Annotated in this window: 14 protein-coding genes; 8 read left to right on the plus strand and 6 right to left on the minus strand. The window is 37.9% G+C overall.

All coding sequences use genetic code 11. The annotated features are described in order from the left end of the window. Positions 1–3: 3 nt before the first annotated feature. A complete protein-coding gene (locus L0668_RS01955; protein ID WP_235310373.1) occupies positions 4–960 on the minus strand; it encodes an FHA domain-containing protein in 957 nt (318 codons plus the stop codon). Next, positions 951–2,207, minus strand: coding sequence for a S1 family peptidase (locus L0668_RS01960; protein ID WP_235310374.1), 1,257 nt, complete (start codon positions 2,205–2,207; stop codon positions 951–953). The genes L0668_RS01955 and L0668_RS01960 overlap by 10 nt, the downstream gene beginning before the upstream one ends. Positions 2,208–2,633: 426 nt before the next feature. Between L0668_RS01960 and L0668_RS01965 the strand changes: the two genes are divergently transcribed. Further along, entirely contained in the window at positions 2,634–3,872 is a 1,239-nt protein-coding gene (locus L0668_RS01965) for a cystathionine gamma-synthase family protein (RefSeq protein WP_235310375.1), read from the plus strand. A gap of 439 nt (positions 3,873–4,311) precedes the next feature. Then, positions 4,312–5,664: a hypothetical protein gene (locus L0668_RS01970; RefSeq protein WP_235310376.1), complete on the plus strand. Its 1,353-nt coding sequence runs from the start codon at positions 4,312–4,314 to the stop codon at positions 5,662–5,664. A 440-nt stretch (positions 5,665–6,104) separates the two neighbouring features. Here the strand turns inward: L0668_RS01970 and L0668_RS01975 are convergent, their stop codons facing one another. From L0668_RS01975 to L0668_RS01985, 3 genes are read right to left on the minus strand one after another with little or no spacing between them, the layout of a single operon-like run. Continuing rightward, positions 6,105–6,497, minus strand: a complete 393-nt coding sequence (locus L0668_RS01975; RefSeq protein WP_235310377.1) for an OsmC family protein — start codon at positions 6,495–6,497, stop codon at positions 6,105–6,107. 24 nt (positions 6,498–6,521) lie between these two features. Beyond that, entirely contained in the window at positions 6,522–6,971 is a 450-nt protein-coding gene (locus tag L0668_RS01980) for a DUF2214 family protein (RefSeq protein ID WP_235310378.1), read from the minus strand. Positions 6,972–6,984: 13 nt separating this feature from the next. Continuing rightward, on the minus strand, positions 6,985–7,839 hold the full coding sequence (locus L0668_RS01985) for a CvfB family protein (protein WP_235310379.1): 855 nt from the start codon (positions 7,837–7,839) through the stop codon (positions 6,985–6,987). Between the two features lie 175 nt (positions 7,840–8,014). Here L0668_RS01985 and L0668_RS01990 point away from each other — a divergent pair, with 175 nt between their 5' ends. From L0668_RS01990 to L0668_RS02000, 3 genes are all read left to right on the plus strand, one after another. Then, positions 8,015–8,884: an aminotransferase class IV gene (locus tag L0668_RS01990; RefSeq protein ID WP_235310380.1), complete on the plus strand. Its 870-nt coding sequence runs from the start codon at positions 8,015–8,017 to the stop codon at positions 8,882–8,884. A gap of 4 nt (positions 8,885–8,888) precedes the next feature. Beyond that, on the plus strand, positions 8,889–10,022 hold the full coding sequence (alr, locus tag L0668_RS01995) for an alanine racemase (protein ID WP_235310381.1): 1,134 nt from the start codon (positions 8,889–8,891) through the stop codon (positions 10,020–10,022). Positions 10,023–10,139: 117 nt separating this feature from the next. Next, positions 10,140–10,550 carry a GFA family protein gene (locus L0668_RS02000; protein ID WP_235310382.1) on the plus strand — a complete coding sequence of 137 codons (411 nt, stop codon included), beginning with the start codon at positions 10,140–10,142 and terminating at the stop codon, positions 10,548–10,550. A 68-nt stretch (positions 10,551–10,618) separates the two neighbouring features. Here the strand turns inward: L0668_RS02000 and L0668_RS02005 are convergent, their stop codons facing one another. Continuing rightward, complete coding sequence (locus tag L0668_RS02005) at positions 10,619–11,194, minus strand: hypothetical protein (RefSeq protein ID WP_235310383.1); 576 nt, start codon at positions 11,192–11,194, stop codon at positions 10,619–10,621. A gap of 262 nt (positions 11,195–11,456) precedes the next feature. Here L0668_RS02005 and rpsP point away from each other — a divergent pair, with 262 nt between their 5' ends. Genes rpsP through trmD form a run of 3 tightly spaced genes read left to right on the plus strand, consistent with a single transcriptional unit; the run spans position 11,457 to position 13,056 of the window. Further along, a complete protein-coding gene (gene rpsP, locus L0668_RS02010) occupies positions 11,457–11,708 on the plus strand; it encodes a 30S ribosomal protein S16 (RefSeq protein WP_235310384.1) in 252 nt (83 codons plus the stop codon). Positions 11,709–11,746: 38 nt separating this feature from the next. After that, on the plus strand, positions 11,747–12,277 hold the full coding sequence (gene rimM, locus L0668_RS02015; RefSeq protein ID WP_235310385.1) for a ribosome maturation factor RimM: 531 nt from the start codon (positions 11,747–11,749) through the stop codon (positions 12,275–12,277). Beyond that, positions 12,277–13,056 carry a tRNA (guanosine(37)-N1)-methyltransferase TrmD gene (gene trmD, locus L0668_RS02020; RefSeq protein ID WP_235310386.1) on the plus strand — a complete coding sequence of 260 codons (780 nt, stop codon included), beginning with the start codon at positions 12,277–12,279 and terminating at the stop codon, positions 13,054–13,056. Before rimM ends, trmD begins: the two co-directional genes overlap by 1 nt. Positions 13,057–13,071 lie beyond the last annotated feature (15 nt).

Consider the following 13,071-nt stretch of genomic DNA (forward strand, 5'->3'; position numbering starts at 1 on the left):
AAGTTAGTTGTTTTTCAAGTTATCTACTCGATCAAATAACTTTTGAGATTTATCGACAAAATCTTCAGAGCCTATTGTGCCAGTAATGTTATAAATAGGCGCCAACAGTATGGGGTTGTACTTAGGGCGACTATTGAATTCGTCATCTTTTAAGAATCCTAAGGTCAAAATAGGTGCCAGCACTAAGATGGATATGGCCGCAGTAATGTAATTTCTGCGTTTATCTGGCTGGTGAAAGGCAATAAACAGACTTAACCAAATAAAACTAATCACGATTACTGCAAACACCAATAACTCTAACCAGCTAAACCAACCATCGGGTTGAATATTAAAAATAATGACCTTTTGTAATAAGTTTAAGGCGAATATCAGTAAACTGGTCAATAGAGTCAGGTTTATTTGATTAATCAAATGACTTTCTTTTTTGACCACTTTAGCCAAAGTGGCAATCCCTAAAGGCCAAATTAACATCATGCCCAATTGACCTAATTCTGAAGGCAAGGCATTGATTAACTTAAACTCTTCAACACTATTAAGGTATTGTGAAAATAGTAAATAGGCTAAACAAGCAAAAACTAATGAAAATGCCAAAGAAAGCTTATTTAACCAACTTAGGTTTTCTTCCAATTCACTAAGAGGCATAGCAATAGGCAAAGGCACTTTAGTGTCAATTATTCTAATCCGAGTGCGACCAATTTTAATGATGTCGTTTGATACTAGGTTAGCTTGTTTAACGTATTTCCCGTTAACTTTGATACCATTAGTTGATTGACAGTCATTCACCATCAATTGTCCTGATTCAGGATCAATGGCCACTAACATATGGCTAGGACATATGTATGGATCATCTAGTCTCAAATCATTATTAAAATCTCGACCTACACATACATAATCCTGCTCAAATTTAAAATGTTTAAGGGGAATGTTTTTACGGGATAAAAGTTCTAAAACTATTGCCATTCAATTGAATCCATAAATTTTTGCGTAAATGCTGAAGCTGATTCTCTGCCGACACCGGCTAAGGTAAAGTGACTGATTAAGCCTTTGTCTTGGTGATCTAAGGTAGCTGCTACAAAAAGCACATCATAAAGTTGTTGATAGTCTTTATAAGCTCTTAAGCAAAATACGGTTTTACTAGTTACGCCATGAATATTGGTGACTTTATCTTCTTGGCAACGATAGTTCGTGACATCTATTTTACCAGCTTTGTTGCCAGCTCCTGCACCTGTAATGCTATCGGTATAAAAAGAATAAAATCTATGTTGGCTCAAATCTTTGCCTTCTAACCACTCAAATTCAAGCTCAACACCTCCAGTGGTTAAACCTGAATGTAAGAAAATTTGTTCGTCTAAGCGACAACGATTTTCAACTGACAAATATAACACGTCTGTGTCGTTTGCATTTGAGTCGCCCCAGCATGAAACAAACTCTGTGATTTGAGCCGGAACGGAAGCTTGTCCTAAATTAGCTGTTTTCCAAGGCTGGCTTTTAAGACGTGAAAACAACCTCTGTTGATTGACCATAAGTTGGGTATGTATTCTGACTTTCAGTTGGTCATTGGCTAGAGGAGCAGCGTCTTTGTTTTCTATTAGCTCATTAACCTTAGCTAGCGGGATCAAAAAGCCTATTTGATTACCGGCAGTGGCTACATTCACTCCCATGACTTGGCCTAACTCATTAACCACAGGGCCGCCACTCATGCCTGGGTTGATTGAACCGGTGAAGTGAATACGTTGATAAAAACTGTTCTTTTTAAGCCCATTGAATGTACCCGGTACGACTATCATACCTAAGTCGTGGGGGTTTCCTAAGGAGTATATATTGCTTCCTTGGCTGGGAAGTTCGGGGGCAATGGGAAAGGCTTCTTCTGCGTCAGATAAATTGACTTTTCTCACTAAAGCTAAATCATTAATAACATCTAAATCTACTAACTTTAGAGGACCTTCTTCGCCTAAATGATCCATATAAACAATTTTAAATTTCTCAGGATAATAAATGTATTCAGATACCACGTGATAATTGGTCACTATATTGCCAGCTTTATCAACTTGAAAGCCTGAACCAATAGAGGACTTATTACCGGATTCAAGATCAATAATTTTAATTTGATACAGTGCGGTTTGATATTGACCAAACAAACTTTGGGCAGTTTGTTGACTATGGGAAAAAGTGCAAATAATAGACAACAGAAATATGAAAATTCTCAATATGTATATTCCATTCAATTAACCAAAAAATAATGATAAAAGTATAAAGCTTAATGTCGCTTAACTAACATTTGCTTTAACTTTTCACCTAACGATTATTTGCCTAGTGTAAATTGGCTTGCGGCATAATGAAATGCTTGAAAGGACAATAAAGCTTATTCTTTACAAGTAAATTTTAAAATAAACCCCATTTGTAATTAAACGGTTATTAACTTGTTTTAAATTGGTAAAAGTCACAAGGGCTTAAAAATAAAACCAGCAATCGAGTAGTTTAATTATATGAAAAAACAGATTGAGTTTGGCCTAGGTTTTAATTTAAGGAATAATACAGCCCCTAAATAGACGTATCATTAAATAAGTGCTTTAGGTCTTTTTTTGTTATAAATACACGATAAATAAAAGAAGTTCCCCTTGCGGAGTTAAAGATTGAAAAATAAAGGTTTTACCACACAACTAGTACATGCTGATCGCTTACTCAATTTACCTGAAAACGGTGCTGTGCACCAAGCCACGAATAACTCTGTGTTGTTTGAATTTAAAGACGCGCAAGGCATAGTTGATGTTTTCCAAGGTAAAAAAGCTGGCCATGTGTATGGGCGCTCTTCAACCGGATCTGCAGCAGCATTGCAAAATATTTTAAATCACCTAGAAGGTGGAGTAGGGGCGATTACCTTTGCCACAGGTATGGCTGCTATTACTTCGACCATGCTTAGTTTATTCAAAGCAGGTGATCATATTATTGTGAGTCACTTTTTGTTTGGTAACACCCGAAGTTTTGCCGAAACCATGCAAACTCTTGGTATTGAACTTAGCTTTGTAGACGTCACTGATGTCAGGAATATAGAACAGGCCTATCAAAAGAATACCAAAGCTGTATACCTAGAAACAATAGCTAACCCTGTTACGCAAGTGGCTGATTTACCCTGTATTGGTCGTTATTGTCAGGAAAAAGGCTTGCTGTTTATCGTTGACAGTACTATGACGCCACCCAATATGTTTGATGCTAAATCAGTCTTGGCCTCAATTACTATCAGCTCTTTAACCAAATACGTATCTGGACACGGCAATGTGTTAGGTGGGGCAGTGGTGGATACTGGATTATTTGATTGGTCCAAGTTTGACAATATTCTAGATATTTATCGCGGAGCGGACACCACATTGTGGGGATTAACCCAAATGCGTAAACGGGGTTTACGTGACATGGGGGCTACACTTTCACCTCAGTCTTGTCATGAAATTTCAATTGGGTTAGAAACCTTAGTACTGCGTACAGACAAAACTTGTGATAACGCATTACGTATAGCCTCATATTTACATAATCATCCAAAAGTGACGGCCGTATATTACCCTGGATTGGCTGATCACCCTCAACATTTTCTAGCTAGAGAATATTTCAAAGGGTATGGCGGCATTTTAAGTTTTGATTTGATAGATGAGATTGATCCCATCGCATTTTTAAATGCACTCGAGCTAGTGATTTGCGCCACTCATCTTGGTGACACACGAACGCTTGCCTTGCCAGTGGCTTCCACTATCTATTTTGAATCCAGTCAACAAGAGCGTGATGAAATGGGTATTAACGACAATATGATCAGAATGTCTGTGGGTATTGAAGATAGTGATGATTTAGTAGCTGATTTTGAACAAGCGTTTGGGAAGTTTTGATTTTTTAAAAGCATTCACTTCGTTCACCGCAATCCATTGCGGGTTTTCACCCAGCGTCCCTTCTGGGCGATGCACTTCTTTTCAACAGCTAAAAGAAGTGCACAAGAAAAGCCGCCCACCAACAAAGCTTCTATTCCAAATAACTTATATTCATTAGGCCGAATTGAGATGTTCCCGACATCGTAATTCTCAATTGGCTATCCATGCCAATTGTCCAAATGAATATTGGCGTTATTCGGGAAGCTTTGGATGTGGAAGTAAAATCAAAAGCACGGCTTCGCCAATATGGAATAAAAAATCACTTTCTTTTAGGTTAAACTATCTGTAGGTTATTGTTTAAATTAAAATTTATTAAAAAAGTGTTATGAATTTCGGTATTAGATTAAAATGTGATGCGAGGAATTCGCGGTAATACACTGTTATGTTCATAGAGGAAGCAATGAACCAGAGTCAAATCAATCAAGTTAAGGGACATTTAGAAGAGTTCACATCAATTGACCTAGCCGATTTAATTGCGAATAGTTTAGGTGAGAGTCCTGATCTCATGAGCATTAATATTGGGGAATATACAGCCAAGGAATACTTTTCTGTTGTAAATAAAGTTTTTAGGCAACTCTCAGAAGAAATAGATAGTTCATACGCAAAAACACTCCCTTTTCAATATAACTTTCATAATGAATATGGTTCAGGAAATTTACATCAAGATCTAGCTAATCTTCTTAACCAAATAAAAACAAATAATTTTAGAGCAAGTATCCCTCAACTTAATAAGCTTGCGCATTATCAAGCTGTAAACGGTTTTTGGGAAAAATCCAAAAGAAAATACTTTAGGTCTAGCGAATCTAATGTAAAGGATGATCAGGAGAGAATTAATTTAGTTACAAAACACATGCTTAAGGTTTCGGAGAGATTAACGAGGCTTATAGAAGAAATAAATGAAGAAAAAGAAGGTGTTAATTTATTTTTGAAATCCAAAAATAGTGAGCTAAGTGAAATAGAAGCTTTATTAAATGCCTCTAGACAACACTCAAATGAAATTAACGATTTATATACTAAGTCTTCAACTGTTGAAGAAAGAATAACTTCAACTCTTGAAAACTCTGAAGACAAGAAAAATGATATTGAAACTATAGAGAGTGAATCAAGGAAGCTTCTAATGGAGCTAAAGTCATTACTTAAAGACAATAATGAAAATACTAAATCTAACAATGAAACCTATTCAAAATTAGTCCGAGCCTTTGAAGAAAAACTTAGTTATGTAGAAGAAAAAAAGGAATATTTTGAAGAAAGAAATTCCTATCTAGATGACTTAATAGAAAGAGAAGTAGGGGCTTCATTATTTGAAACTTTTAAACAACGGAAGAAAGAGTTAATTACATCTATTGGATTTTGGAAGTGGACCGTACCAATAACCGCTGTTGCAACTATAGCTTGGATATTTTTTCTTTTTGGAAATGGAGATTTAAGTGATTTGGCTTGGCAAGTAATTGTTGTTAATTCATTAAAGGCTTTACCTGCTATTGGTATATTGTTGTTTGCTATTTCACAATACGTGAAAGAGAGGAATTTTCAAGAAGAGTACGCTTTTAAATCAGCAGTAGCCTTAACAATAAACTCATATGCGGACCAGTTAAATGAAACCACAAATAAAGATAAAATGATAATGGATTCGGTCACTCAGATATACAAGAGTCCTATTCATCAGAAGACCGCAATCAAAGATCAAAATGCTATTACGGCATCAGCAAAAGAGCTAGTTGAAACAGCAAAATCAATAGTGCCGCAAAAATGAACCTAACATTCAATTCAGAAGGATATAAAAACAGTTGGTTTTGGTGATGCGTCGCTAATTTTAACCAACTAATTTTTGTCTCTTATTGAGGCGTTGAATTACCTCCTATAATATTCATCTCACTTAGTGGAACCGCGATGCTTTTGATTTTGTCCCACATCCAAAACTTCCCGAATGACGCCAATATTAATTGGGGCAATTGGCAGGATGCCAATTGAGCTTTGCCTTGTCGGGAACAAATCAAAGCGACCTAATTAATATCAGTCATTCGGAGAAGAAGTTTTGTTGGTGGGCGGCATTTTTCTGGTTACTCTTTTTATGCTGTTGTAAAAAGAGTTACTAGCTCGAAGGGATTCGAGTTAAAAACGTCATGGATGACGGTGAGCTTTGCGAATGCCCTGTGCGCGCAGCGCATATCTTAGTTCGCGTAGCGAATGCTATTAAGCTATTTCATAGCTTGTTTCTATTTCCACTTTCCCGGATAACATCAACATCACTGAGCAGTATTTTTCTGCAGATAATTGCACTGCTCTTGCTAGGTGTTTTTCGCTTATGTTGTTGCCGGTTACTTTGTAATGGGCATGGATTTTGGTAAATACTCGCGGGGCATCTTCTGCTCTTTGGGCGTTAAGTTCACATACACAATCGGTAACGTCTTGACGGGATTTCTTGAGAATTTCCACTACGTCAATAGATGAACAGGCGCCAGCAGATAATAAAACTGATTCCATTGGGCTAATTTGACTGCCATTGCCATCCATTACCATTGATTGGCCTGTGTCGGTTTCGCAGTTAAATATCATGTCTTGTTGCCAAGTAACTGTTGCTTGCATGTTTACCTCTTTGTTGTAACTTTTTTAACCGTAAAAGCCATAACCTTTGGCCATAAATACGGCTAATAAAGGAATGAGTACTAAACAAGCCAGTTCAGCCCGAATAATATTGATGACGCGTTTAGGTATGGTTATCAATGATTCTTCAGGGCGACTCGCCTTATTGATGGACTTGTTTATAAAAACCGTTGGGTAAATAGACAATAACCCCATCACTACAAACAAGGTAACCTTAGTATGAAACACGCCGTTCTTTGTATAAAACTCAGTAGGTTTTCCTACCCAAAACCAAAGTGTTAACCCAGCCGCTAAAACAACCAAGGCACTTACACCATAGACCATGTCTATGCGTGCAATTTTTTTCATTTGCTCAATACTCACTTGCCCCACTAGTAACATGTGTTCGGCTACTAGTGTGCCAGCTAATACAATTATGCCGATAAAATGCAGGTATCTAACCAAAATATCTTCCATGATTTATGTACTCCTAATCTGATTTTTTAACAAGCGTCACTTTAGTTTTATCTAACAATATACGTTTTTGTCGGTATAACGAACCCAGTGCTTTTTTATATGCATTTTTACTGACGTTAAAACGTTTGGATATTTCATCGGCTGAACTTTTGTCGGTTAGCGTTGATAAGCCATCGTGGGCAATTAAGTCTTCGATAATCTGCTCTTCTAGCGTGTTACGGGCGGTTGGATCATGAAACTGAAAACATAAATTAATTTTACCATCTTCACGAATAGACTTTATAAAGCCCTTCATTGAATGGCCTATTTTAATCGGTTTGAACACTTCGTCTCTAAATAGTAAACCTAAGTGTGAACCATTAATAATGGCTTTATAACCCATATCTGTTTTAGCGCAAATCAGTAGCTCTACTTCTTGCCTTGGCTCAAAGGTGCCACCTTCGTCACTGGATTCTTCGTATAAGAAGTCACTTAAACGAGTGGACGCGGCTAACCTACCCGTTTCTTCGTCACAAAATACATAAACGACATATGAAAGTCCTTCGGACATTGGATAGGTTTGTTCACTAAAAGGTACAAGCAAATCTTTTTCTAATCCCCAGTCCATAAATACGCCTACTTTAGACACACTGACTACTTTTAGGTAGGCACAATGATCAACTAATACTTTAGGACGTTTGGTGGTGGCGATAATACGGTCATCGCTGTCGTGGTATATAAAAGCGTTAACTTGGTCGCCTAATTTGCAGCCCAAAGGGGCTGATTTGGTAGGCAGTAATATTTCACCTTTGTCTTTGCCGTCTAGATAAAAACCAAAAGGCACTTCATTAACCACTTCTAAAGAGTGGAACATTCCAACTTGTAACATAGTTCGGTCGATAATCTTTTATTGGATAATTATTTCTATTGTAACTGATAACGTTAAATAGCAATAAGCCAATAAACATATTTTACTAAGATAGTTTTCATTTCCATGGTTTTTTCATGGCATAATTAGTTTATTAAAATTTCTATGTAATTGTATGTTTTATGAGTGTTTATAGATGAGAGCCAACTCCGATATTGTATTTTTAAACGGCGACTATTTACCAATGAACGAGGCAAAAATCTCGCCTATGGATCGCGGCTTTTTGTTTGGTGATGGTATTTATGAAATGGTGCCGTCTTACGGTGGTCAGTTAGTCGGGCTAGGATTACATATTAAGCGTATGCAAAATGGTCTAAAAGCGATTGGTATTCAACTTGATATGGGGTTAAGTGAGTGGAGAGATATTGCTCTAAATTTGACTAAAAAAAATGGCAGCGGTAATTTAGGCGTGTATTTACACGTAAGCAGAGGTGCTGATGTAAAAAGGTTTCATGCTTTTCCGGAAAATATTCAACCAACTGTATTTGCTTTTGCTTTTGAAATTCCGGCCGCGCCCGTTGCCGATAAAACCCTGACTAAACAATTCAAAGTAAACAGTGCACTTGATAAACGCTGGAAACACTGTGATATAAAATCTACCTCTTTGTTAGGCAATGTGATGCATTTCCAACATAGCCAAGATTCAGGCGTGAATGAAACTATATTATTTAATGCGCAAAATGAATTAACTGAAGCCAGTGCCTGTAATGTATTTGTGGTGAAAGGTACACATATTGTTACCCCCCCTTTAGATAAACAATTATTACCAGGTATCACCCGTTTTATGGTGTTAGATATTTTGAGGCAAGAGCCAAGTTTAAGCATTGAAGAGCGCGTGGTGACTATGGCCGAAGTACAAAATGCTGATGAAATTTGGTTAACTAGTTCGAGTAAAGAGATTGTGCCTGTGATTGAATTAGATGGCGAATCTGTAGGTGATGGCAAAGTAGGGGATATCTGGCAACTCGCTCAAACCTTGTACAGTAAGAATAAGTTCAGTTATTAATATTATGTCAAGACCAGCAAAAATAACTGTCGATTTAACGGCTATTCAATATAACTATCAGTTGGCTCAAGCATTAGCGCAATTATCAGCGCCATCATTAGCGAAAAGTCCGAAAACCCTAGCGGTAGTGAAAGCGGATGCTTATGGACATGGTTCAGTAGAGGTGGCTAAAGCACTAACAGCGCAAGTGGAAATGTTTGCTGTGTCTTGTTTAGAAGAAGCTATACACCTTCGAAATGCGGGTGTTCAGAATAAAATTTTACTGTTAGCCGGCTTTTTTGAAGTAGCTGATATTGACCTTGGCATCCAACAAAATTGTGAATTTGTGCTTCATAATCATGTTCAAATTCAAACTTTGTTAGACACTAGTTTAGATAATCCGATAACAGTTTGGTTAAAAATAGATACAGGTATGCATAGATTGGGAGTGTCTATCGATACTGTGCAAGAAGTATTTGCACAGCTTAGCGCCTCAAAAAATATCGAAAATATTCGATTACTTAGTCATTTTTCTAACGCCGATGATTTAACCTCTGATTATACTGCGGCTCAAGTCGCTGATTTTAACGCCTGTGTTTCCAGTCTTATACAACAACAAGCTAAAGCCAAACATTGTGAGTTGAGTTTAGCTAATTCCGCTGGAGTATTAGCTTGGCCGGATAGTCGTTTAGATTGGAACCGTCCAGGTATCATGTTGTATGGTTTAACCCCTTTTATCACTTCGCATCCTGAAGCTGATAAATTGATCCCCGCTATGACTTTTACCTCACAGATCATAGCCTTACGAAATGTACTAATTGGTGAGTCAGTAGGGTATGGCAACACTTGGATAGCGCAGCGAGATTCAGTGATTGCAACTATTGCCGTGGGATACGGTGATGGATACCCTAGAACTGCAAAATCAGGCACACCTGTGCTGGTGAATGGTCAAAGAGTGAGCCTAGTTGGGCGTGTGTCCATGGACTTAATTTGTGTGGATGTAACTGATTTAGCTGAGGTTGAGATTGGTGCTCCGGTAGAGCTATGGGGTAAACACTTGTCAGCTAATGAAGTGGCTAAATGGGCGGATACCATAGGTTACGAGCTAGTCACTCGTATGCCAAATCGAGCGAAAAAAGAATTCATCAAGTGTAAATAAAGCAATTTTTAACACCTAGTGAAACTAAATAGAAATTAAAATCCAATTGTACTTTTCAGTACCTTTAATCTTGTTACTATTAACTACACTTAAAAATTAAATTGGAGAACAGCTATCATGGAAAATAAAGTTACGGGAAGTTGTTTATGCGGAGCTGTCAAAAGTACAGTGACTGGGCCTTTTGCACGTTTTTATCAGTGTTATTGTGATCGTTGTCAGAAAAAGACTGGCTCAGCGTTTGCGTCATTAATTTTTACTGCACCCGATAAAATAGAATGGCAATCAGGTAAGGAGCTAATTCAAAGGTTTGATTTACCTCATGCAGTACGATTTAGTAACTGTTTTTGTACAACTTGTGGCTCTCAGGTGCCTTATGAAAGTAGAGATGGTACAGCTTTGGTCATTCCAGCCGGATATTTAGATGGCGACCCTGAGATCCGCCCACAAGCGAATATTTTTTGTGAAGAAAAACCTTGTTGGTTTGAAGAAGGGCAACAAGCGCAGAAGTTTAATCAGTATCCTGAGTAAACTAATGGCAACTGGCAATTACAAATGCATGTACTTTTAAATAAAAGGTACATGTAAATTTTATGAAATCAGAAGCTCTCCTGATCCAATTTAGGCACTTTCTTAGCAAACTCTTGTTTCCATTTATCTCCAGCCAGTTTTAGTATCTCATCATCAACGGATTGACCATCGGCCATTTCTGCGGCTAGTTTTTGGATGAGTTTATTTCTTTCTAACAACAAATTATCGACTTTAGTAAATAGGTCTGCGGCTTCTGGATATCGTTCTTTGATTGGTGTTATATCTTCTATCTTGTAATAAGCCTGTTGAATTTCTTGGTTAAATAACTTGCGCTTCGCTTGGAAAATTAAAAAGTTTCTGGCTAAGTCTGACTGTATGTATTGAATATCTTGTATTGGTAATTCAGCTGCCTCTGCCACTTCTACAGCTTTGAATATCCATTTATCAATATCATCTTGGTTATTAATCGCTACAGCTTGTTGTATGCCAGCTAAAAAATCTGTGGCCGTTAAAATATCATGCCTAGAAATAACTGGTGCGTGGAGATGTTTCGTAGCGGGTTGCATTGGTTGGTTAGCGTGCTGAGCAAACCAGACAAGACTAATTAATGCAATAACAACGACTAAAGATAATAGTACTTTCATTCTAAATTTCTTAAGATTATTTTTGCCCAGAAGGGTATCTAGGCCAACATCAGTCGTCAATCATCCCCTACAAAAATTTTGTTTAGCTTTCAGTTATTTAATCGTTGAACATTTAATCTGAGAAATATTGGTTTTATATCTTATTTAGCCTTGCATTAATCCCCCATATCCGTACAATACGGCGGCCTTTTATCTGGCTATTTGTGTCAGAATTTAAGGTAAATTAAGTTAACGTTAACGCTACAACGAGTTTGAGGCATTTATGGTTACTATTCGTTTACAGCGTGGTGGCGCTAAAAAGCGTCCATTTTATCAAGTAGTAGTTGCAGACAGTCGTCGTTCACGCGATGGCCGTTTTATTGAAAATATTGGTTTTTTCAATCCAACAGCACAAGGTCAAGAAGAGCGTCTTCGCTTAGATCTAGACCGTGTTGAGCATTGGGTTGGCGTAGGCGCAAGCTTATCTGACCGTGTTTCTACCTTGGTAAAAGATGCACAAAAAGCAGCTGCTTAATTGCAGATGTTTAAAGGGTATGTAAAAGAGGTTAAGAAATGAGTCTTGTGTCTGACACATTAGTGATTGGCAAAATCGGTGCACCTTATGGTGTAAAAGGTTGGGTTAAGATCACCTCGTATACCCATGATTTAGACGGCGTGTTTGCTTACACTCCTTGGCTATTGGGTCAAGTGCAAGAAAGCAAAGAGTATGTCGTAGACCAGTGGCGAACCCACAATAAAGGTTTAGTTGCCAAACTGGTTGGGGTTGAAAATAGAGACGATGCTGAAAGTATCAAAAATCTCGAAATTTCAATTAAAGCAGAGATGTTACCCCAATTAGATGACAACGATGTTTATTGGCGTGAGTTGGTCGGCATGCAAGTGGTAACTGATAAAGGTTATAACTTGGGTGTAATTAAAGAGTTATTCGAAACTGGCGCTAATGACGTTATGTTAGTCAAAGCCAATTTGAATGACGCTTTTGGTCAAAAAGAACGCATGGTTCCTTATTTGTTAGATCAAGTGATCAAACAAATAGACCGGCAGGCGAAAACGGTCACAGTAGATTGGGATCCTGCATTTTAATGCAAGAACCTAGTCAGGAACCGAATCGTTGGTTTGGTGTAGTAAGTTTGTTTCCAGAAATGTTTCAAACTTTTACCCAGCAGGGAGTGACAGGGCGAGCCGTTAAAAACGGGTTGTTACAAGTAGAGTGTTTTAATCCAAGAGACTTTACTCATGACAAACATCGTACTGTAGATGACCGGCCATACGGTGGTGGACCTGGTATGCTGATGATGGTTCAGCCATTAACAGACGCTATTCTGGCTGCAAAAAATGCAGCAGGAAGAAAAACAAAAGTGATTTACCTTTCTCCCCAAGGGAAGAAGCTGGATCAAGCTGGTGTAAAACAACTTTCTGAAAATGAAGGTTTGATTTTAGTTGCTGGTCGATACGAGGGTATCGACGAACGGGTAATACAAACACAAGTTGACGAGGAATGGTCAATTGGTGATTACGTGTTAAGTGGCGGCGAATTACCAGCAATGATCTTAATGGATGCTGTTTCAAGGTTTGTACCCGGCGTATTAGGGCATGAACAATCGGCAGAGCAAGACTCCTTTAGTCATGGTTTGTTAGATTGTCCGCACTATACTCGGCCAGAAAACTTGAACGGTGAGCTTGTTCCTAAGGTGTTGTTAAGTGGTGATCACCAAAAAATCAGGCAGTGGCGTTTACAACAGTCGTTAGGTAGAACCTGGCAACGACGCCCTGAATTATTAAACGATCTAGCTCTGACTGAGGAGCAGCAAGTGTTATTAGATTTATATCTAAAAGACTTGCCGCAGCATGATGACAGTTAATCTAGGATGAGAGGA

The sequence above is a fragment of the Paraglaciecola algarum genome (assembly GCF_021532655.1).
GTDB classification, from domain to species: domain Bacteria; phylum Pseudomonadota; class Gammaproteobacteria; order Enterobacterales; family Alteromonadaceae; genus Paraglaciecola; species Paraglaciecola algarum.